Annotated in this window: 19 protein-coding genes and 1 pseudogene; 6 read left to right on the forward strand and 14 right to left on the reverse strand. The window is 38.2% G+C overall.

Features of this window, described 5'->3' with window-relative positions; genetic code table 11:
• Window positions 1-41: 41 nt before the first annotated feature.
• The 7 genes and pseudogenes from F6K15_RS24030 to F6K15_RS24060 all read right to left on the reverse strand — a co-directional run bounded on the left by F6K15_RS24030 (window position 42) and on the right by F6K15_RS24060 (window position 5644).
• Window positions 42-323, reverse strand: coding sequence for a hypothetical protein (locus F6K15_RS24030; RefSeq protein WP_293065321.1), 282 nt, complete (start codon window positions 321-323; stop codon window positions 42-44).
• Window positions 292-510 (reverse strand): carotenoid oxygenase family protein, encoded by a 219-nt coding sequence (locus F6K15_RS24035; RefSeq protein ID WP_293065375.1) that lies wholly within the window; start codon window positions 508-510, stop codon window positions 292-294. The genes F6K15_RS24030 and F6K15_RS24035 overlap by 32 nt, the downstream gene beginning before the upstream one ends.
• Before the next feature lie 19 nt (window positions 511-529).
• Window positions 530-865 (reverse strand): annotated as a pseudogene (locus F6K15_RS24040) (Uma2 family endonuclease); the annotation flags it as partial.
• Window positions 866-1033: 168 nt separating this feature from the next.
• Window positions 1034-1795, reverse strand: coding sequence for a YebC/PmpR family DNA-binding transcriptional regulator (locus F6K15_RS24045; RefSeq protein ID WP_293065324.1), 762 nt, complete (start codon window positions 1793-1795; stop codon window positions 1034-1036).
• Between the two features lie 706 nt (window positions 1796-2501).
• Window positions 2502-3149 (reverse strand): histidine phosphatase family protein, encoded by a 648-nt coding sequence (locus tag F6K15_RS24050; RefSeq protein WP_293065377.1) that lies wholly within the window; start codon window positions 3147-3149, stop codon window positions 2502-2504.
• A 684-nt stretch (window positions 3150-3833) separates the two neighbouring features.
• Window positions 3834-4907, reverse strand: a complete 1074-nt coding sequence (locus F6K15_RS24055; RefSeq protein WP_293065327.1) for a bifunctional 2-polyprenyl-6-hydroxyphenol methylase/3-demethylubiquinol 3-O-methyltransferase UbiG — start codon at window positions 4905-4907, stop codon at window positions 3834-3836.
• 437 nt (window positions 4908-5344) lie between these two features.
• Entirely contained in the window at window positions 5345-5644 is a 300-nt protein-coding gene (locus tag F6K15_RS24060; RefSeq protein ID WP_293065329.1) for a 30S ribosomal protein PSRP-3, read from the reverse strand.
• A gap of 74 nt (window positions 5645-5718) precedes the next feature.
• Between F6K15_RS24060 and F6K15_RS24065 the strand changes: the two genes are divergently transcribed.
• Window positions 5719-6510, forward strand: a complete 792-nt coding sequence (locus tag F6K15_RS24065) for a TIGR01548 family HAD-type hydrolase (protein ID WP_293065331.1) — start codon at window positions 5719-5721, stop codon at window positions 6508-6510.
• Between the two features lie 306 nt (window positions 6511-6816).
• On the opposite strand, the gene F6K15_RS24070 is transcribed toward F6K15_RS24065, so the two are convergent.
• The gene (locus F6K15_RS24070; RefSeq protein ID WP_293065334.1) at window positions 6817-7983 is read right to left on the reverse strand and encodes a histidine decarboxylase; all 1167 of its coding nucleotides are present in this window, start codon (window positions 7981-7983) and stop codon (window positions 6817-6819) included.
• A 336-nt stretch (window positions 7984-8319) separates the two neighbouring features.
• On the opposite strand from F6K15_RS24070, the gene F6K15_RS24075 reads away from it, so the two are divergent.
• Window positions 8320-8562, forward strand: a complete 243-nt coding sequence (locus tag F6K15_RS24075; protein WP_293065336.1) for a hypothetical protein — start codon at window positions 8320-8322, stop codon at window positions 8560-8562.
• On the opposite strand, the gene F6K15_RS24080 is transcribed toward F6K15_RS24075, so the two are convergent.
• The 4 genes from F6K15_RS24080 to F6K15_RS24095 all read right to left on the reverse strand — a co-directional run bounded on the left by F6K15_RS24080 (window position 8526) and on the right by F6K15_RS24095 (window position 13146).
• Window positions 8526-8849, reverse strand: coding sequence for a CHAT domain-containing protein (locus tag F6K15_RS24080; RefSeq protein ID WP_293065339.1), 324 nt, complete (start codon window positions 8847-8849; stop codon window positions 8526-8528). The genes F6K15_RS24075 and F6K15_RS24080 overlap by 37 nt on opposite strands.
• A complete protein-coding gene (locus F6K15_RS24085) occupies window positions 8818-9222 on the reverse strand; it encodes a tetratricopeptide repeat protein (protein WP_293065342.1) in 405 nt (134 codons plus the stop codon). The genes F6K15_RS24080 and F6K15_RS24085 overlap by 32 nt, the downstream gene beginning before the upstream one ends.
• A 645-nt stretch (window positions 9223-9867) precedes the next feature.
• Window positions 9868-11286 carry a M16 family metallopeptidase gene (locus F6K15_RS24090; protein WP_375341088.1) on the reverse strand — a complete coding sequence of 473 codons (1419 nt, stop codon included), beginning with the start codon at window positions 11284-11286 and terminating at the stop codon, window positions 9868-9870.
• A 258-nt stretch (window positions 11287-11544) separates the two neighbouring features.
• Window positions 11545-13146 (reverse strand): M16 family metallopeptidase, encoded by a 1602-nt coding sequence (locus tag F6K15_RS24095; protein WP_375341087.1) that lies wholly within the window; start codon window positions 13144-13146, stop codon window positions 11545-11547.
• Window positions 13147-13497: 351 nt separating this feature from the next.
• Here F6K15_RS24095 and F6K15_RS24100 point away from each other — a divergent pair, with 351 nt between their 5' ends.
• Window positions 13498-14127, forward strand: coding sequence for a TetR/AcrR family transcriptional regulator (locus F6K15_RS24100; protein WP_293065347.1), 630 nt, complete (start codon window positions 13498-13500; stop codon window positions 14125-14127).
• Between the two features lie 440 nt (window positions 14128-14567).
• On the opposite strand, the gene F6K15_RS24105 is transcribed toward F6K15_RS24100, so the two are convergent.
• Both F6K15_RS24105 and F6K15_RS24110 read right to left on the reverse strand, forming a co-directional pair.
• Window positions 14568-15581: a DUF2207 domain-containing protein gene (locus F6K15_RS24105; RefSeq protein ID WP_293065350.1), complete on the reverse strand. Its 1014-nt coding sequence runs from the start codon at window positions 15579-15581 to the stop codon at window positions 14568-14570.
• Window positions 15582-15757: 176 nt separating this feature from the next.
• Window positions 15758-15958, reverse strand: a complete 201-nt coding sequence (locus F6K15_RS24110; protein ID WP_293065353.1) for a hypothetical protein — start codon at window positions 15956-15958, stop codon at window positions 15758-15760.
• A gap of 442 nt (window positions 15959-16400) precedes the next feature.
• Here F6K15_RS24110 and F6K15_RS24115 point away from each other — a divergent pair, with 442 nt between their 5' ends.
• The 3 genes from F6K15_RS24115 to F6K15_RS24125 all read left to right on the forward strand — a co-directional run bounded on the left by F6K15_RS24115 (window position 16401) and on the right by F6K15_RS24125 (window position 22651).
• Window positions 16401-17762: a hypothetical protein gene (locus F6K15_RS24115; RefSeq protein WP_293065356.1), complete on the forward strand. Its 1362-nt coding sequence runs from the start codon at window positions 16401-16403 to the stop codon at window positions 17760-17762.
• 91 nt (window positions 17763-17853) lie between these two features.
• Complete coding sequence (locus F6K15_RS24120) at window positions 17854-19110, forward strand: DUF1822 family protein (protein ID WP_293065359.1); 1257 nt, start codon at window positions 17854-17856, stop codon at window positions 19108-19110.
• 802 nt (window positions 19111-19912) lie between these two features.
• Window positions 19913-22651, forward strand: a complete 2739-nt coding sequence (locus F6K15_RS24125; protein WP_293065362.1) for an ABC transporter substrate-binding protein — start codon at window positions 19913-19915, stop codon at window positions 22649-22651.
• The last annotated feature ends 245 nt before the right edge of the window (window positions 22652-22896 follow it).

Here is a 22896-nt window from a genome sequence, read left to right on the forward strand (position 1 = left end):
CATGACTTCTTTTCTCTGAAGAGTTTAAGCTAAAATTTCATCTATATCTGCCATCTGTTCTGAGGATATCCGAGAAAATCAGCAATAGCTCGTTTGGCTGCTATGATATTTGGAAATGTCAGCTCCTGAAAGGGGTCTGGATCAACAAATGGCTGCACTGGTAGTTCAAGAATCTCTGTGGAATTGGGAAAATTGATGATACCATTGACGTTATTGGAATTGGAAAGAGATAATTGCTTGGCTAAGGCTTCAATTCGGTCTGCCCTTTTTTGAGTGCGTGTTTTTTTGAGGTTACGGTAGCGATGCAAAGGTAGTCTCCCCACAAAACCTTCCTCTACCCAGTTCATGGGTTTGAGTGGTATCATTTTCTAAATCGTGCTTGATGACCCCATCAAAGAGTGGCTTTGGCTTCATGTATCCTGCCACCCGTGAAGCATAAACGTAACGCATTTTTCGACCAATCAAGCCATCATTGATCCGAGGAAACTCACTAGCAACACCATCAATCACCTCTTCTGTGACTGAACCTGTCTTTTTGAGTATTGCTAGGAGATAAAATGTCAAATACTACCTGGGGAGCAATATTATTTTCCTCCCATTGTTTATAGGAACCTCGATCGCCTTTTGGCACTCCAAAAATCACCATCACATCAGGAGCTTGAGTAATTTTGGGATTTCCTTCTACCGGATACCAAAGTAAATCTCCTGCCACAAACACCATTTCATCATTGGCAAATAACCAGCTTAAATTACCATGAATAAGAGTTATCCAACGAAATTGTTTAGTATGATCTGCCATGGGTTTACCATCACTTTCTGGGTAAATAATAGTTGATTTATTTTCAGATTCTAGTTGAGAAACCATCTTACCTCCCATGAAAATTTAAACTTTTATCTCACGTCTGGATAATCAGTTCTAAAAAAACTTTCTCTCTTCTTTTCTTTCCTTCCTTACTCCAAAATGTTAGTATTCAATCGGACATGATATTAATCATAGTTCGATCGTTCCCAGAATTATCTGGGAAAAAATAATCTAAACTAAAGCAGCAGAAATAAGTTCATTTGCTATATCAAAATTAGCTGTCACATTCTGTACATCATCAAGATCGTCAAGAGCATCCATTAACTTCAGGAGCGATCGCGCCTGTTCTGGATCTGTCACCTCAACAGTATTACTAGCAATCCACCGAAACTCAACCTCACTCACATCAAAGCCTTTACCTCGTAGCATCTGACTAAGATTTTCCAAATTAGTAGTTTCAGTAAATACCTCTGCACCTTGAAAATCTTCTTCAGAAATCATTTCATAATATTCCGCTTCTCCTTCAACAGATGCTTCCAATAATTCATCCTCATCAACAGAACCTGTAATAGCTACCACACCCTTGTGATCAAACATCCAACTGACGCAACCAGTCTCACCAAGATTACCTCCATTTTTCGTAAACGCACTTCTGAGGTCTGCTGCTGTACGGTTACGATTATCTGTAAGTCCCTCAATCAGAATCGCTACACCACCTGGCCCATAGCCTTCATAACGAATCTCTTCAAGTTCATTACCATCATTAAACTGACCAGAACCTTTAGCGATCGCCCGCTCGATATTATCATTAGGAATACCTGCCACCTTTGCCTTATCTATTGCTGTACGCAACTGAAAATTACCCGCCGGATCTGCCCCACTACGAGCAGCAACAATGATCTGACGAGAAATTTTAGCGAAAACCTTGCCTTTAACGGCATCAACTCTAGCTTTTTGGCGTTTAATATTCGCCCATTTACTGTGTCCTGCCATAAAATCAAATAGCGTCAAAAAAATACATTCTCATCAATAATGTTGATAACTATTTACAGACAGAAAAATCCTGGCCATTTCAGTTATCAGTTATCAGTTATCAGTACCGACCACTAAAGCCGGAGGCTTGAAATACTGAACTGAATATTTTTTCATCCCCTTAAAAGGGGAGGCTTTAGACGTCATTTTTTGGTAAAATAGTTATCAAACTTCTATCTAAATTGTATTTTAACGCTTTTTACCGAATAATTAAGGTTTAAAACCTCTCCTTTAAAGGAGAAACAAGCGGTCGAGGGATGGATGGGTTTCCTAACCATATCCAATCGACCAAGAGAGAAAAATTTTTTCTTTGAGTCAATTCTATCCGTTTTCAAGAAGAGGTAATTGTTAATTATTAATTAGGGCTTGCTGATTAAATACCAAAGCATTGACTTATATTGGTTTTGGCCTTTTTGAGTAGTGAAAAAGTACCAGGTTTTTGCCCTATAAAGCTCAAAAAGTGAGTATTGGCGTAAGTATATAGGCAGAACAATTTTGGGATAATTTTTCCTTTGTACGTCCTCTACAACTCCTGATTCTTCTTGAGTATTCACTACTCCCTACTCCCTACTCCCTACTCCCTGCCAAGGGCAAAAAGACTTTTTCAGCAAACCCTAATTATTAATTATTAATTGTTGAAGGCTTTCCTCAAAACTCACCTATAAGGTTAAACAAATCTGATATTAGTTTCTATATTCTCTAGATGAGAAGTATCGCCACTTAATTCCATAACCCATTGTTGTTGTTCACGAACAATTTTAACTAAACAACAAAGAGAGGCTTTGATTTCCACCTTAGCAATTTCACCTACTAACCCTGCAGCAATGCCAATAACTGAAGCTCCATGCCCCAGTAATAAAATATTTTCTGTGGGAAACTGTGCCACTATACTTTGAGTAGTTTCTCCGGCGCGCTTCATACAAGCTTCCCAAGTTTCAGGATATTGGGGAGTCCCTGCATTGTAAGAAAGATCGATTCTGTTGTAAGTTTTGGCCATTATTTCTAGGGATAGAGTTTCTGGCATAGCAGGCATCCATTCTGGATTTAACCATTCACACAGGCCCCAATCTAATTTAATAGGTAAATCAAGAATGGATGCTACTTCATTGGCAGTTTGTACGGTTCGCAGAAAGGGAGAGGAAAAAATTTGAGTGATATTTTCCCCAACTAAACGGTTTGCCAGTTGTTTGGCTTGAATGACACCATCATCCGACAGATGAGGATCGTATGGTCTTTCAGCAGTGTTAAACCATTCGGGGTTTACGAAGTCGATGCGGTTTCCGTGCCTTGCTATCCAGACTGTTTGTTGAAACATAGGTTCATCTGTTGCAGATTGCAATTTTAAATATATAGTAATTAAGAAGTCTCGGAAACCTGAGACTAATTATCAAAAATAATTTAGCAAAAAGAAAATTAAAAAATAATATAGCACTACAAATTTTGGTTGTAAGGTAACAGGGAACGGAGGAATGTCCTAAAGTATTATCTTTGTTTTCCTTTGTTTCTTTTCCCTTATATCAAATCCCCTTTAAATCTTGACTCTTTATTGCGTTTGGCATTACTTCCAAGACAAAAGTTATAAATATGCTGTGTCTTTACAAAATCTTCATAAAACTTTTCAGTATCTTTACCGTATCTTTATGTAAAAATACTGAAATAGCTGTTAGTATATATATAAATAAATTAAGTATTAACTGAATTCGTTAATTATTATTTTATTGGTTTGTGTGTTGTAATTAGTTTAAGCTTCCTCAAGGAGAGGGGGCTATTTTTTTTTTACCCTGAAATTCTTTTTGAGATGAAGTCCTATCGCAGAAGGAAGAAGGAAGAATAAATAAGGAAAAATCTGGCACCCTTCTGAATTTTAATCTTTTGATATGTCTGCGCTCTTTCCTGATTTTGTTAGTGAGTATAGAACAGAAATTGCAGTTCATTTCAAACAATAAGATTATAGTATTTGTACAGTTTCACCTACCTCTTCAAAACTACTAAATCTTGACTACATCCGCCGACATAATATCCACCTCAACTCTACAGGTGGTCTACCATTAGCTAGAGGAAATATATCTCTACCAGTAGCCCAACTTTCAAACCAACTTGTAGGAGGCCAAGCTGTTTGAGGCAGATGTTGACGTTCATATTCTATAACTAACTCATTAGAAACGATCGCCAAGGGTAAACCCTGCATCGCTGTGGCAAACTCCTTAGCAGTGAACAAACTCGACCAAGATAACTGCCCCATCTCTCGGACTAACTCATCCGGTACATATCCATCTACGGTTAAAAATATATTGAACAGAAGCATACCACCAGGACAAATAAAATCAGACATTTTTGCCAGAAATAACCGCAGTTGCTCTACATCGCGAAAATGAGAGACTACTTCTGTAGCGATCGCCAACTGATAAAAAGCTGGCTGCATTCGTGTCAGTGGGTCAAGAATATCTCCCTTAACCACATTCATAGATAAATTTTCTGTAGCGATCGCCGTTTGCAACTGTTCAATAAAAGCAGGCGTTAACTCTAAAACATCTACATCATGACCTTTTCGCGCCAAAGGTAAAGCATTCCTACCCGTTCCCCCACCCACATCTAAGATTTTTAATGAAATATTTTCACCAAATTCTGCCACAGTTGCTAATACTCTAGCATCAGGGTAAGAACCAAACAAGGGAGGCTTTCTCTTCTCTACCCAAGACTCATACTGTTCCTCTAAAGTTGGACTACGAACAGTTACTTGGCAAGCCATGCCTTTTTTGGGAGGCTTCACTAATTCATACTGAATAACTAATATTGAAGTTGTGGAAACATTAAACCCCTCTGCCAACTTCCTTTCTATCATTTGACGCAATTGTAGTTGTCTTTCCTTGGGCATTGGTCTACCCAGGTGAGAAAACAAGCTTTCTACAATATTTATGTAATGTTCAAGCATACCAGGCAGACATGGAAATGCCAACTCACCACGTCCTGAAATATGGCTATCAAGCTTATATATAACAGCTTTTTTCAGAATATCTGGAGAAGTTACAAGTGGCAGTTGGTCATTTATGGATAATGTCTGTTCCTGGTTCATCAGCAGATTCTGCTTTAGTTAATTTTTTGATAGTCTAGTACAATTAGAAGTCAGGGAATAGGGAATAGGGAGATGAAATTCTTTATTTCATAGTTTTGAATTGATTTAATTAACACTTTTGCAAGAAGTCTAAAGTAATAAGTATAAAGTAAAGTAATAAGTATAAAGGATCGAGAGTATTGACATACTCCCGACGTTGCGCTTACGCAACAACGCGGGATTCTTCTAGAAATCAAAAATGATTGACTTTTAACTTTATGACTTTTAACTTCCGCGTGGCGACACTACTCCCTACTTAAATTAATGGCATTGCATAATTGCGGGATGATTTTGTCAGAGAGCAGAAACCATAATCTCCGTGTCCCCGTGTCCCCGTGTCCCCGTGTCCCCGTGTCCCCGTGGAGCGCCGAAATCATTCCAGTATTCAGCAACGCCAATTAATTAGTGCCTCCAAGAACTATTTCTGGAAATTTTGATTGAACTTCTGTAAATGGCCGTCTTCTTCCCTCTTCTTGCCAGTAGTTAATTATCTCAGTCGCTTTATTCAGAAGATCGATCCGGTCTGATTCATTAATCCAATGTTTGCCTTCTATTTCTTTTCTTAATTCTTCCCAAGCATCATTACGAGGCCAGAAAAAGTAACAAGTTAAGGGGCTAGTACCATTTCCTACCACTTGATCTACTGCAAGTGCTACATTATCATCTAACCAAACTACTTTCAGTATAAATTTGGACAATTTACCTCCAGAGCCAATATTAGGCTAATTTTAAAACTTTGCACAATATTTAATCGTACCATGGAAATTAAGTGATGGACAAAGCAATTTTAGTTTTTGATATTGATGGTGTAATTCGGAATGTGGGAGGGTCTTATCGACAGGCGATCGTGGATACGGTAGAGCATTTTACATCCGGCGCTTTTTGCCCCACTTTGACAGATATTGACCAACTCAAATCCGAGGGTGTTTGGAATAATGACTGGGAGGCTTCGCAAGAGTTAATTTATCGGTATTTTGAAGGCCAAGGTCAAAAAAGGGAGGATGTTGGTTTAGATTATCAAAAGTTAGTGGCTTTTTTTCAGTCTCGTTATCGGGGTCCCAATGAAGATAATTGGACTGGTTATATTTGTGCGGAACCGTTGTTGGTAAGTTCTGGTTATTTTCAGAGACTGACCGCAGCAGGATTTTCTTGGGGATTTTTTAGTGGGGCAATGCGGGCTGAAGTTGCTTATGTTTTGGAGGGTAAGTTAGGGTTGAGTTCCCCTGTAGTTGTGGCAATGGAGGATGCACCGGGAAAACCTGACCCCACGGGGTTGTTTGCGGTATTGGAGACATTGGAAAAACAGCATGGTTTAGCTGAAAATCTACCTGTGATTTATGCTGGCGATACAGTGGGAGATATGTATACAGTGGAGAATGCTCGTCTAGCAATGCCGTCGAGAAATTGGACAGGGGTGGGTGTGTTGCCTCCCCATGTACAGGAAAGTCAGATAAGGCGAGAGACTTATAGTAGAAAACTTTTGGAGGCAGGAGCAAAGGTGGTTTTGAGTAATATTGAAGAATTGTCTGAAGAAGCGATCGCTCGCGCTTTGAGTGGAGGTTAATTTAACGAAGTCAGAAGTCAGAAGTCAGAAGTCAGAAGTTAACCCACCCCTAACCCCTCCCAGGAGGGGAAGTAGGGTATTTAAGCAAGTCTCCAAAAATATTGCGCCTTAAAAGGCGGGGTCGCGCGACCCATATTATTTTGATAATTTCAGCTTATAGCGGTTTTCACTCATATTGACTACAAAACTTATGCCCTCAGCATAAGTGCCTTTAAACCAAAATTTTTGTATTCTATGAAATATGAAAACTGCTATAAATACAGATATTGAATCAGTTAACTGATACAGTATATTTCATAATATAAATTAAGCTAACAAATCGTCGATAAATAAGTCAATTTTTATTTTAGAAAGATGTTGCATTACAACAATATGAGCTAAAGAACCCTGAGTAGCTAATTGCCACTTCTGACAAATCTTGATTGATGGCTTATCAAATACAACCGTAGTTGAAAAATCATTTAAAAAAGGTTTGTATCCAATCTCTTCTAGACGTTTATACAAATACCGAGCATTTTCTAAACAAGTCGAAACTTCTCCAGCAAACTGTTGACCTCTGGTCATAATAGCATACCAAAGAAATAAGCAAGCAAGTCCACTACGAGAACCTGTAATAGTTGTATCATTACAGCCAATATATTCAATTTGATGTTTAATTTGGTCAGTATAAATTTTACGAGTTAAAACAATTCCATAAGGAATAGGAGAACCAAAAAATTTATGACCACTAACAGCAATACTACCAATGGGATAATCCTGAAAACTAATTTTTGGTGCTGTTTCTATGAAAGGCAATAACATTCCTCCTAATGCACCATCGCAATGAATATAAAAAGGAATTTTTAGCTTTTCTAAAATATCAACTGTTGGCTCTATTCGATCCACTGCTCCTTTCATGGTAGTGCCTAAATTAAGATTAAGAATAACGCTATGATTTGTTCGTTTTGATATTTCTTGTTTGAGATGTTCGTAATCTATTTCCCCATTAGGTTGAGAGTTAATAACTACATGAGGTATTTTCAACATACAGGCAGCTTTGGCAATGGAATAATGAGTATCTTTAGAAGAGTAGAGAATAGCATCCGGGAGTAACTCTCGACCTAAAAATATACCATAGATATTTCCTTCCGTACCACAACTGGTAACGTATCCCCACTCTGCTTCTAAATGATAAAGTTCAGCTAACCAAGAAATACATTGTTGCTCAATATCTTTGTTTTGAATATACCAGTATCCAGACTCCCACGGATCGCCTAAATTATTGATTAGATATTGAAAGAAAGGTATCAGAGGGGTGTAATCAAAATTAAGATTGAGTGGATAGCCAATGAAAAATTCTGTAGACTCAGCAATACGCTTTTCTAAAGCCTTCAAAAATTCTTGGTGTTCTGGGAGAGGAGGTGAAAATCTTGTCGCCTGACTGTTGTTATTGATAGGATTTAATTTTTCCCTGATATTACTTAAATTTTTCATAGCGCTTAAATACTGATTTTGAATTGCTTGTTGTTGAGCAGTTAAATCTTGACTTTTAGTTTTGGCAGAGCTTTGTTATTTTCATTCAGTTTGGATTGTGGCTTATGTAAATAGTTGCCTAAACCAAAAGCCTGCGATGACTACTATATGAATTTATATGAAATCATAATTACCTATATTTGTCAAGACAAAAAATTATGATGACTACGCAAATAAAGTTTTAACAGTAGTTGTACATCAAAACCAGAGAAAAACTTAAGATTTGGAGATGGATCGAAAACTTGAAAAAATGGAGTTACACAACTAAGGAGGAAATACCTGTGGGGCAAGTACCCTATGGATTTTCTTACACTCAGGGATTGCGATCGCATGGGTATACCCCTCAAAGACTATCATCCTAATAGGGAGTGTGCGGACCCACCCCTCGCCCCTCCCCCTCCCAGGAGGGGAATGTGGGGAGCCACCCCTCCTGAGAGCAGTAGGGGAATGTGGGGAGATAGTGAATCTGGAGGCAAATTTCCACCTTTTTTGCTGCAAACAGCTTACTGTAAACCACCGGAAACAAAACCAGCCCAATAATAAGGGTTAATAAAGGGATACTCTTCGTCACATAACAACGCCAGGTTAAATTTCATTTGCCCAACCCGTTTTTTATTCTCCTCTGTCTCAATATTCTGCAAATGCGCCTCTAGTTGCTGCCGATACATATCATTAAGTTGTTTTCCTGTCAAGTTGCGCCAATCAGTTTGAGCTTTGTGTAATGCCTGCGGGCGGGTGTATTCGGGGTTTTGCCGATGTTGATAATAAAACAAACAAAATAGTGCTGTCGCGAAATCATCCACTGCCCATTCTGTTAAAGTAGACAATACCTAGATTATTTTGAGTCGTTGCCCAGTCTGTCGGTAAATCTTTTTTGGTGATAACTTCCAAAGCCAGATGATATGCAGCGATAGAATTTTCCAGATTCTCTGCCCGGTCGCCTCTAATTCTATTATTGTAGACAATGCCCAGATTGTTTTGAGTTTTTTCCCAGTCTGTCGGTAAATCTTTTTTGGTATGAACTTCCAAAGCCAAATGATATGTAGCAATAGCATTTTCCAGATTTTCTGCCCGGTCGCCTCTAATTCTATTATTGTAGACAATGCCCAGATTGTTTTGAGTTTTTGCCCAATTTTTCCGGTTACTCTCACGGGTAAAGACTTTTAGCACTATTTCATAACCTGCAATTACGATTTCCATGTTATTTGCTTTGTTGCCGAGTGGAAAGTCCTTAAGGCAGGTGCTGAAATTACCAATAGCGTTGGCGATGAACATACTGACAATGGATTTTGCTGCGTTTGTTTCTACTTCTGAGAAGTTAGCTGTTGCCTAGGTTTGTAGGATGTGAACAAATTTTCTGAGGTAGGGCGATCGCCCTTCTAAATATCAAAGTATGATTTTGGTTGATGTTGGGTTGCGCTCGGACGCTTCACCAAACCTACTGACTACTGTGAAAAAATAAGTTGCTCCTGATATTTTTGCCCGACGATATTCCATAAAGTTTTGTAGGTTGGGTTGAGCGCAGAGAAACCCAAGATGATGTCAGTTTTTCTGAGGTAGGGCGATCGCCATTCTAAATATCAAAGTATGATTTTGGTTGATGTTGGGTTGCGCTCGGACGCTTCACCAAACCTACTGACTACTGTGAAAAAATAAGTTGCTCCTGGTGTTTTTACCCGACGATATTCCATAAAGTTTTGTAGGTTGGGTTGAGCGCAGAGAAACCCAAGATGATGTCAGTTTTTCTGAGGTAGGGCGATCGCCCTTCTAAATATCAAAGTATGATCTTGGTTGATGCTTGGTTGCGCTCGGACGCTTAACCCAACCTACTGACTACTACTTCAATTAACTAGGTTCTGGAATTGTGATATCTATTGAAGTAATTTTAAGATCGTTTCCGAGACTACTCAGAGGTGGTTGAATTGCTTCTTTGTTGCCCACAACTAAAGTTACAATTTTATCTGGTTGCAAATATTTTTGAGCTACTCTTTGCACATCCTCAACAGTAATATTTTCTATTTCCTGACGATAACGGAAAATGAAATCTTGGGGATAATCATAATATTCATATCTCATCAAACGGGATAAAGTTTGAGCTGGATCTTGAAAGTTGAAAATAAATGAATTGAGAGTTGAATCTTTGGCATGGGTGAGTTCCTCTTTTGTAATAGGTTGAGTACGAATACGTTCAATTTCTTCATTCACAGATGTGATAAATGGCACAGTCGCATCCGAACGAGTTTCACCTCCAGCGATGAATACTCCTGGATAATCATAGTTAGGACTCCAATAAGCAGAAACTGAATAAGCTAAACCTTGACGCGATCGAATATTATTAAACAAGCGTCCCCCCAAACCATTAAGTACCGCATTCATCACGCTCAAAGCTGTATAATCAGGATTATCTAATTTTCCGCCTAAGTGACCCATTTGTACATAACTTTGAGTTAGCTGAGGTTGGTCAATAAAAAACAGATCACCGACTTGAGCTTGACTAACATTTGGTAGAGGAGGTTTTACTGCTTTAATGCTTGGTTGCCAGTTGCCAAATTGCTCTTTGATGAGCGATCGCATCTGTTTGGTCTGAAAATCTCCTACTACTCCCAAAATCATATTCTCAGGATGGAAATATTTAGCATAGAAATCAATTAAATCTTCCTGGGAAATGTTGTTGAGGGTTTCATATTCAACAGTTCGAGCATAAGGACTTTCTGTCCCATAAATCAATTTTTGGAACTCACGACCAACAATAGATTCAGGATCGTCATTCCGACGAGCAATTGCACCTTGCCATTGTTGTTTGGCAAACTCTAGTTTTGCTGGAGCAAATACGGGTTCGCGAATTACTTCGGTAAATAATCCAAATACTTCTGTCAAGTCTTCAGTCAGGCAACTGAACCTGGCAATACCAGCAGTACCACCGATGCCTGTTTCTACTACTGCTGCTTTTTGTTCGAGTATTTGATTGATTTTTTCAGGGGAATGTTGAGTTGTTCCACCTGTACGCATGACAGTCCCAGTTAAGTCTGCTAACCCTGCTTTATCTTCGGGTTCAAATCTTGAACCTGTTCGGAATATTGCTCTGCCACCTATTAGGGGTAATTCATGGTCTTCCATAAGATAGACAACGATGCCATTGTCAAGTTGAAAGCGAGTGTACTCTGGTAGTTCTAATTCTGGTAGTGGGGGAAATTCCAGTTCGGTATAATGTTTGGCTGGAGTTAGAGCTATGGCTGGTATTTGCCCTAAAATAGCTAACAGCATTACTACGGCTAAAAATGCTGTGATGAAAATTTTGGATCTAGTAATTTTTCTTTTGTATTTAGAAAGCATTGTTTGTTTTGGTATGAAAGGGAATAGGGAATAGGGAATAGGGAATAGGGAATAGGGAATAGGGAATAGGGAATAGGGAATAGGGAATAGGGAATAGGGAATAGGGGGCGAATGCCATTCGCCCCTACATATGGCGGTTATGCGTAAGTCCTGTATTTGTAGAGAGACTGCATACAATTTCTCTACTCTTTACTGGGGAAGCAGTCTGCCAATAGTACGGTTTTCGGCAACGAAAGTTTTTTGAGCTACACGCAGAATATCTTCTGTAGTTACTGCATTAATGGCATCTAATTCTTTAAACAGATTTTGCCACGAACCAGTTTTAACTTCGTAGCTCAAGAGAGCAGAAGCCATTCCTGTATTAGAGTCAAGAGAGCGCAATAAACCTGCCCGTGCTTGAGTTTTCACCCTTTCTAACTCTTGCTGAGAAACTGGCTCTGTTTTCAATTTTTCAATTTCTGTCTGCAAAGCTGCTCCAACTTCATCTACATTACTATTGGGAGCAGTCATAGCATAAAATAGCATCAGATGTGGATATTTATCTCCTGGATAACCACCTGCTCCTCTTGCTACGAGAGCTATTCGCTGTTTCTCAACTAATGACTGATAGAGGCGAGAAGTACGACCATCGCTCAAGATGCTAGTCATCATTTGATAAATTGCATTGTCGGGATGATTGGTTGCAGGTCGGTGATAACCTTCTATATACCAAGGTTGAGATTGCAACTTCATCGTTACTTCCCCTAATTCAGTTTGGGGAGGTTCGACAATATTAATTTGTGGTGGTTTTTCTTTAGTTTCGTAGCGACCGAAATAAATTTTTGCTAATTTTTTCACCTCTTTGGGTTCGACATCTCCAACTATTGCTACTGTTAAGTTACTGGGAACATAATGAGTATCAAAAAAGTCGCGCACATTTTCTCTGGTTAAATTTTCGATATCTTCTTGATAACCAATAACAGGGCGACGGTAAGGATGAACTTGGAAAGCTTTACTTAAAAATTTTTCCAACAATTGGGCAACGGGTGAATTTTCTGTGCGCGATCGCCTTTCTTCTAGAATTACCTGTTTTTCTTTATAAAATTCTCTAAATACTGGTTCCAAAAATCTTTCTGACTCTAAGGACATCCATAATTCTAGTTTATTGGCAGGTAAACTGTAGAAGTATTGGGTGTAGTCTGCTGAGGTACCAGCATTCATTCCTACTCCTCCTGCTTGTTGGACTATTTTGGAGAATTCATTTTGATTTACATATTGAGATGCTTGCTTTTGAGCTGCTTCAAATTCTGCTAAAAGTTGGGTGAGTTGTTCGGTTTTTTGATTAGCACTAGCTGTTTGAATTTCTGCAAATATCTTATCTAGTTTTTCTAGAGCTTGTTTTTCGGCTTGATAATCTTTTGTACCGATTTTTTTTGTACCTTTAAAAGCTAAATGTTCTAGGTAATGGGCCACACCTGTTTGACCGTCTGGTTCGTTTGCCCCACCAACATCAGCATAAATAGAAAAAGATATAACTGGGGCATTATGTCTTTCCAATACGATGAATTTCATGCCATTGTCGAGGCGAAATTCTGTGACTTTTTTGATTACTCGGTCTAGGTAAGGCTTAATTGATATTTTTTGGTCCGGAGTAGATTCCCGTGCTAAGGCCATATTTGCGGGAAGCCCAAACCAAAACAAACTTATGGTAATTAAGCAAAGACATAATTTGAGCGATCGCTTTTTTAGTTGGGCCAATTCAAAGCTGGCAGTAATTATTTTTTTACACCAAGTTGGTAAGAAAGTTTGCATAAATATTTGGAAATAAAAATTTAATCCTTATTAAATAGTAGCAAAGACAAGGATATCAGCTACTCAATCCAGCATTTTCTGAAAAAAGACCTTAATCTATAGAAGTACAAGAATGGTTAAGACATTTTTCAATCCTGTTTCCTGACAGATTCCGCAGGAAAAAACCCGCTATTCCCTATTTCCTAGGGCGTAGCACTATAGATTTACATCTCAAATAAAAACTACTATACCTCTTAAACCTATTCTTTGTTCCCAACAACTAAATATACATAAAATCTTTGTTAATTAATGCTTAAATTGCCAAATCATTAAGCTACAACTGGTTAAAATAACATAAAAGTTTTAACTATTATGAAAGTTTTAACTCAGTTGCCAACTTCGGAAATACAGACACGAACTAAGATATTACAAGCAGCTCAAAAATTGTTTGCTAAATCTGGATATGATGGTACTACGATTCGAGATTTGGCGAAAAAGGCAGGAGTTGCAGAGGGTACTTTGTTTCGTCATTTTACTAATAAAAAAGCGATTTTGATTGAGTTAGCTACGCAGGGTTGGGTGGAAATTCTCACAGATTTATTAACAGAATTGAGTGAGATGTCTAGTTACAAAGCTGTAGCACAAGTGATGCGTCGCCGGATGTTAAATATGAGTCGCAATGCAGATATGATGAAAGTCTGTTTTTTGGAAGCACAGTTTCATCCAGAATTGAGAGATAAAATTCAATCGGAAGTTATTGAAAAAATGACGGACGTGGCGGAGGCTTTTTTTGCAACAGCAATGGAGCGGGGTGTATATCGTCAGATGAATCCGAAACTTGTGGCACGGGTATTTTTAGGAATGTTTGCGATCGCAGGTTTTAGCCAAAAAACATTATTAGAACCTGATGCTTCTCCCCAAGCAATGCAGGAAATGGCAGAGGGGTTAGCTGATATTTTCCTGAATGGTGTTTTGGTCTCTGAAAAAGGTGGTTATAGCTGAAGTCAGAAGTAGGGGCGAATGGCCATTCGCCCCTACATTCGTAACACGAACTAAATTTGAGAAGTGGGGTTGCACATTAAAGAATGATAGTAGATTTTCAACTGTACATATATTATTGAGGAAAGGGCATTGCATAATTGCGGGATGATTTTGTCAGAGAGGATCAACCATAATCCCCGTGCCTCCATGTCCCCGCGTCCCCGCGTCCCCGTGGAGCGCCGAAATCATTCCTGATTGTGCAACGCCGCAGATTTAGTATTAGTGGGGGGCGGTAGTTATGGCCATCTTGAGAATAGCTAAGTAGCGAGGTGGGAAAACTTACAACTACGTCATTGCGACTGGAATGGAGTGGAAGGAAGCAATCTCAAGGTTGTGAGGTGCATCAACATTTCGTTATATAGTAAGGTTAATGGGTAGTAGTCCTAATGGTTAAACTGATACTATTCACCACCACCACCACCACCACCGTCACCGCCACCACCGTCACCGCCACCATAGCCACCACCGTCACCGCCACCGTAGCCACCACCACCATAGCCGCCACCGTAGCCACCATAGTCACCGCCACCGTAGCCACCACTACCCCTACTGTAGCTGCCACTACCCCTACGACTCCTCCGATTACTAGGAAAACAAATAGCGATGATTAAAATTATTAGAAATATCCCAAAATATACCTTATACATATTAAGTATTGAGCCTAATAATGCTAATCCTGAAAAAATAGAACTAATTGCTTGAGTACGCTGCCAATTGGGTTTTGAAACATCAAGAATATTATGAGGAAATAGCACCATAACTTCTATTTCTTGTTGTGGTGGAATCGCTTTTTTAGCTACAAATTCCACAGTTGTTGAATTAATTTTTCGAGCTTTTGCAGGAAATCCAAAACTTTTATATGTTTGAATTTTTTCTGATAAAACTTCTGGCAGTCGGACTATTATTTTGGCATTCTTAATAACAGCACTCCGGTTAGCAAATATTGCTTTCCAGTAAACTTTCTCTCCACTATCATTAATATGTAAACCACCAATAACCCGATATTTTAAGACAAAAGTATGAGCTTCAGGAGCATTGAGTTTATGTTGCCATTTAATCCATATCTGGTTATTTTTGATTCCAGTTTGACTAGGAATCTGTTCCTGATTTTCCCAAACTGTAACATCGGTAATTTTATCTACTTTATCTAGTGGAATATATCGATATCTTTGGTTTGTATGGGGTTGGGTGAAGACATATTTATGGGTTTCACTGACCAGCATATCTCCATTTTTTTGCACATCTATTTCAACATTGATAAAATCCCAGTAAAAAGGAGTAGTTCCCTGAGCAATGGTTTGTAATGCTGGAGATAAACCAATCAATATTGCTACTAAAAAAGTTAATATTTTCCGTAGTTTAAATCGGGATTTTTTCTGAGAGTATGGTTCTATCAAAACTGGTAGTTCATTCATTTTTTCTTTTCCTTAGTCGAAGTGAAAACTTTGGTTGCAAATCAAGACAAAATAAAATTCAGTGTATTTATCTCCGCAATCTTTGTATAAATACAATATTTATAGAGATAAATAAGTCTGGAAAAATCAGAATTATTTCTTGATAAGTAGAGAGATTATTAATCTGAAATTGATGCTTAGTCAATTATCCAATAACCATTTTGTCGCCAATATTGTTCCTTTAAAGCTTCTTCTAAATTTTGTGGTTGAATCAAACCTTGGAACATTAAAAGTTCTCCTAGTTTCATATGCAATGAAGTATGAAGGTCTATTGCTTGGTTTAGTTGAACTTGCGAAATTAATTGTCTTCGGATTAAAATTTCACCTATTTTCATCATCGTGTTTCACCTTAATTGATGTGGTCTGTTCATTAACTACTAGCTTCCATCAAGGTGAACTTATGCAGGTTATTTCAATAATTGATAGTGGATAATTGATAATTACCTCTCCCTAAAACGGATAGGATTGAATAAAAGGAAAATTAATTCATTGTTTCTCCTTTAAAGGAAAGGATTTTTACCTTAATTATTCGGTAAAATATTCCTAAAAGGTGCATAAGTTCAAATCATCAGAGACTAGAGTAAAATAGAACCTTTAGGAAAACGTATTGTGAGTGCTGATAAGCATTAATACTAATTGAATAAGGTTGAATAATAGTGTCAGGACTTACGCAAATTAACCTTGAAAACGCGATATGTAGGGGCGAATGGCATTCGCCCTCACTGGATTTAGTGTTCGTGCGTAAGTCCTGAGTGTGTGAGGAATATAGGAGGATGAAAAATGGTTCTCACCAATAACTACTGGACATTATGCAAAATTGATTTAGCTAGTTATGATGTGTCTGGTTCTCACAGAGGATATCGAGAGGAGGTACTATTGTCTGTTCAGCAACAATTTCAAATCTGGTTTCCGTCTATTGCTGAACTCAAAGAACTCTCCTCCCAAGATGACCGAAAAATTCAAGCTACTTTGCTATCTCACTTTCTATCTCAAAATTCGGCCTCTTCTAAGGAATGCAGCATAACAGCAGGACTTTCTTTGCGCTGCTATATTTCTCATGGCATTGTTGATGCTTGTCAAAAATTGGCTCAACAATTTGGCGATCGCTATGGTTTTTCTCACTTAGACTTGTTGTACCTGGTACTCACTGATGATGGTAAAATCAAGAGTTTTCAGGAAGTTAGGGAAAACTCTCAGTCTTCTTACCCCTATTTTTGGGCGCACATTTTAAGAAAGTTCAATCCTGATAAAGCTGGACTCTGGAATTGGACTAATTTACTCACCCGTCGCCACCCAGAACTAACTCGAACGTTATGGGTGGAATTTGGTTTATCTTTAACTACTCCTTGGGGAAAACTAAATGATATTAAGCGTTACCAAATGGAAGCTCTTTCACCTCAAGAACAAGATGTGGTAGAGGTGTTTCATGGAGTATATCGGCGCGACAGACGAGAACAGGGTGCAAGGGGCAAATGTCCTGAACCTTCTGAGTCTCAACTTCAGGAAATGCGCGATCGCCTTTTTCCCAGGGGAGTTGTATATAATTCTTCAGATGAACTACTTGAGCAATTGAAAACTATTGCTCAGTTTATACAGGAACAAATATTAAATCCAACTGAGATTTCACCACCCTCTAATGCTTCAGCAATGGAACTTGAATTTCTAGACGAACATCGCGATCAAGCTATTATGGATGCTATTGAGGGGGTGCTTTCTCAACGTTTGCAGAAACTACAAAAAAGTGCTTGGTATAGTGAATTTGCTCCTCATTTTTTGCCTAGTTTACGACTAATTTATTGTGAAAATAAATCTCAAAGTGAAGTAGCTAAACAATTAAATATGAATAATCAATGTCAAGTTAGTCGCATCTTAAAACTTAAGCAAATGCTGAAGCAAATTAGAGAAGAGGTAATGGAGAAAATGCTGCAAATTTTGTTGAATCAAGCAGAGTTAAATTCAAGTCAAGGGGTTTTAGATCCAAATGTTTTTGATTCTTTAATTGAACTATTAAGCCGTTATTTAGATGAAACCGTTTTTATAGAGGCAGCCAAGGAAATTTCTACAGCAAGGAAATACCAAAGAATGACAAGTTTATTCGCTGAAAAAATGCGCTATTATCTTAAATATAGTCAGTCTATTTAACAGAATAATAAATAGTCAAAAAACTACATTTATTGTCCCAATTATCGCAAAAATCAAATTTTAAATTATAACAATAACCTGGAGAATAAATATGAATATTCATTCTGATTCTAAGCAAATAAACAGACTGTATTACCGACAATTGCACTTAGAAACTATTGATTTAGAACCTGAAGATTTTCAGGAAGCAACTCTTTTGAGCGATCGCTTTAATAACGAAGCCCAACAATGGCAAGCTTATGTGAACATATTGGGTTTATTAGCACTAAAAAAATGGTTGAGCGATCGCCATTTAACATTAGATAATCCAATTGAATCTTTGCCACCTCATCAAATTATCAGTTCGGAACCAATTTGCCCTCTGCAAGTCAATGGATTTACAGTTTGCTTACTGACAAATGAAAATATAGTAAATGAAGGAATTGAAATTCCGGAGAAAATGATTTATTCTCCAGATTTTGCTGCCCATTTTTATGTATTAATACAGGTATTAGTAGAGGAAGAAGAAGCTATTTTAATTGGATTTATACGGCACGATCAATTCAAAAATCGGTCTTTACAAAAAAATGAAATAGGAAATTATCAACTTTCTTTGACTCAACTAAATTATGACTCCAGCCACTTAATTTTGAATTTGAAATATTTGAGTCCGGCAGCTATTAAACTTCCAAAAAATACCTTAGCTGAATCAAAAACTTGGGAAAAATTAACAAGTTGGTTAGAAGGTATTTTAACAGAAGCTTGGCAACCAGTAGAAGAACTTCTAGGAAATCGTAAACCGACTATACAAATGGCTTTCAGTTTAGATCAAACAACAAAAAAATTATCTCCCAAAGTAGTTCAAAATTTTCTTCAACAATTCCAAATCACTCAAAGACCAAGAGAAAAAATACAGGCAGATTTATCTCAATTTGAACTATCAGACACAGAAGTAAATAAAGCTCTCGTACAGATTTTACAAACAACAGAAGACGAAGAAACACGCTGGCAAATTGCCGAATTGTTGTGGGAAATTGACCCTAGTCATCCAGCAGCAGGTGTACGTCGCGCCATCGATCTAGGAATGCAACTAGCAGGAGTTCCGGTGGCACTAATGATAGCCATTTTACCCAAACCAAACCAAAGATTTGCTGTTCTTTCGAGAGTTTATCCTCTTCAAGACCAACGTTTTCTACCAGCAAATTTAAAACTCATTGGTTTAGATGAAATGGGGCAATCTTTATTTGAAATTCGTGCAAGAGAACGAGATGATTATATTCAGTTCAAATTTACCGCCGATCCAGGCGATCGCTTTAGTCTTCAAGTTAACCTTAATTCTGCGACTGTGACAAAGCACTTTATGATTTGAATAAAAAAGTGATGGTAAGCATTCAGCTATTAGCATTCAGCTATCAACTTTTGAACGTAATAAATTACTAAGGCGATCGGAAAACCTTTTTCTTTCAGTGCGGAATGCGGAAGCAAACATATTTCATATCATGTCCGGCTGAATACTTACACTTTGGAGGAGGTAAGGCAGGAGGCAGGAGGCAGAAGGGTTTCCCGCAATTTTCACCTAATTCTATACACAAACGATGCTACCAGACATGATATCACTCCTTGGAGACTAATTCCTCCTTCGGTGCGATAATGAGCTAATAACTCATAGCTGATAGCTGATAGCTGACCGCTGAATGCTTACTTGTGATATTTTGTGGAATGGGCATCTTGCCCATTTTTTATCAAAATAATACGGGTCTAAAACCCCACCTTATTAAGGCGAAATATTTTTGTCATATCATGTCCGGTAGCATAGTTTGTGTATAAAATTCAGGTGACAATAGGAAAAAACCTTCTGCCTCCTGCCTCCTACTTTCTGCTTTCGTTCCACCAAAATCTAATTATTCAACCGGACATGATATCAAATTCCCGTTACAAAAATAACTTCTGACTTCGTTAAATTTTCGGATGTGCAGGATACCCACCCCACTTATATTCATTCCTTAATTCAGCAACACCATCTTAAAAGTTTTACAATTATGATATTTTTGTGGAACTAAGATTAGGTGTTGGGTTTCCTGTCCTCAACCCAACCTACAAAGAGCCAATTTTTGGTTATTAACTATTGAAAACAAATATAATATTAAAACTAAAACAATGAATTAAGAATAATGGTTAAACAAGTTGTTATCACAATAGAAGAAGGCAGTTTTGAATCAGGTTTTCCTGTTTCCCTAGAGTTTTGGGAAAATGATAGAGTCATTGCCAGAAACCGCAAATGTCATCCATTGCCCCGTAACCCAGATTTTCCTAGAATTTATGATGAATGGAGAAGCATTTATACTAGGTTGGGATTGGGAGAACGGGTGATAGAGATAAACGAAGGCCAAGTTACCAACGTCGCCAGTTTAGAAGAGTGTGAAAATGCTACTCGAAACCTAGAATCTAACGAAAGAAATTGGTTGGGAGCAGCTGCATTTGGAGATATTCGAGGGCGCATTGTTGGAAAGTTTCAGAATCTTACTCCTAGTGAATCGGTACGAGTTATCATTGATACATCAAATCCTTATCTGCATAGGTTATCATGGGATTATTGGGACTTATTTGAGAAACCATATTTACCCCAGGCAGAATTTACCCTCTTATCTCAGCATAATCCACCAATAACAACGTGGCAAAAACCTATTCGTATTCTGGCAATTTTTGGGAGCGATCGAGGGGGTTTACAACTGGAGCAAGACCGGAAACTGATTGAAAATTTAGAAAGAGATGGGGCAAAAATTACCTCTATTCCAGCCAGAGGAGATTCTCTGACTTATCAAGAACTATATAAAACTATTCGACGAGGAAATTGGGATACTATTTTTTATGCCGGGCACAGTTCTGATCGGACTGTGAATGTTAATCCTACCTTAAATGTACCAATTGATGCTTTAAGAGGAGCTTTCAGGAAAGCAGCCCCAACAGTAAAGCTGGCAATTTTTAATTCCTGTGATGGACTGGATATTGGTGAATATTTAGCTGATTTTGATATTCCCAATATGATTGTGATGCGAGAACCTGTTCCCGATCTAGTAGCACGGAGTTTTTTACAATTTTTCCTGAAAGAATTTACCCAAGGGCAACCTCTTCACGCTGCTGTTAGAGAAGCACGGGAATGTTTGGAAGAACTGGAATTTTCTAATTCAGATGGAGTGTATCATCCAAGAGCATCTAAACTGCCTGTACTAATTCAAAACCCTACTGCACCTGAACTCTATTGGCCTGAACCTGAAGCGGAACCTCTAGCGCAACCTGAAGCTGAACCTCCACCGCAACCTGAAGCGGAACTTCTACGGCAGTTGCGAAGAAGACGCAGGCGGATAATGCAGATAATAGTTCTGTTTTCTTGTATGCTTATCGGTTTGATGGTTTTTTTGGTAATTGGTAAAACAATCAATCCTAAACCACCTAGTACACCTGAACCAACCATTACACTTGAACCAAGTAAAGACAACATCGGTAAAAAAGATAACATCAGTGAAGGTGAGGAAATTCTGGTAAAACTATCTCAACAAACATACAAAAAAAATGGTGTAGAAAAATTCAAGAACAAAAGTTATTTGGTAGCAGCTCAAGATTTTCAGAAAAGCTGGAATGACGAACGAAGAGATCCAGAAACTTTAATATATCTCAATAATGCAATTTTAGAAGCGACGGGTGTTGGGTACGATACTATTGCAGTTGCGGTTCCAGTTTTGGCTCGTAATGCAGACATTGCTCAAGAGATGTTGCGGGGAGTAGCTCAAGCGCAAACAGAAGTTAACTTGAGTTTATCGGAAGAATTATCTAATTTCACCTTACCAGGTAAAGGTTTTCTAACGCCAAAGAGGTTGAATGGAAAAGGTTTAAAAGTAATTATTGCTAATGATGCTAACAATAAAGAGCAAGCCAAGAAAGTTGCTAATACAATAGCGAAACGATCAGAGATTCTTGGGGTTGTTGGTCATTGGACCAGTGAGACAACGACGGCAACTGTAGATATCTATAACCAACATGAATTAGTAATGGTTTCCCCTGGTGCAAGTACTTCTATACTCACAGAAAAACCTCGAAAATTTTTCTTCCGAACTAACATCACCAACAGACGGCAATCAGAAAAAATGGTTGATGTCTTGATGGATAAGTTTAATCAAAACAGAGTAGCAGTTTTTTATAATCCTGATAGTGAGTACTCCGGTGATTACAAAAAACGATTTGAAGAAGAATTTGTAAAAAAAGGAGGAAAACAAAAAAACATCATTGATGACCCTGATATTTCTCATATTAATCAGCTTGATTTTAATGCTGAAAATGCTATCAAAAGACTTAGTAACTATGGAGAATTAGTAATTGCTTTAATTCCTGATGGTCAAGTGACTGATGCTCTCGGTAATGCTCTGGAAATTATTAAAGAAAATCGCGGTCAAAACTTGATGGTAGGTAATTGGTCGGTTTATAGCCCTAAAACCCTGAATATTGCTCAACTTCAACTCGTAGAAAAACTGATTGTAATTGTTCCTTGGCATTCTTTAAGCAATCCAGATTCTTATTTTTCTCAAACCACCAAGAAGCTTTGGGAAGGGTCTGTCAGTGGTCGCACAGCTTTGAGTTATGATGCTGCTCAGGTGCTAATCAAAGGGATTGAGGAAAATGGGGAAAAACATCGTCGGGAAATTAAGAAGACGTTGGCAGACAAAAATTTCCGTGTTGAGGGGGTAACAGGAGAAATTACATTTGAAGAGGGGAAAGGCGATCGCAAAATACAACCCCTGGAGTTAGTTAAGATTGTTTCTTGTCCAACGGTTCAGGATAAGGAACGCGTCATATTTATTCCTGAGAAGTATTCAAAATCTGAAGATGCAGGGTTGGACTGTGGGAATTATAACTAATGTTTTTTTTGATAAGTGCATTATATTTAATCAGGTAGCATCAGTATTATTTACAGGACTCCGGGTACCGACAGTACCAAAGAAATACTGAAATTATCAATACTTTTCTCCAATATTTTCTATGTATTCCTCCTTTCTTCCCCTCCCAGGAGGGGAGGGGTTAGAGGTGGGTTCTCTACTCCCCTACTCCCCTACTCCCCCGCTCCCCTACTATCTTAATAATAAGTATTCAACCGGACATGATA

The organism is Okeania sp. SIO2B3 (genome assembly GCF_010672525.1).
Taxonomy (GTDB): Bacteria; Cyanobacteriota; Cyanobacteriia; order Cyanobacteriales; family Microcoleaceae; genus Okeania.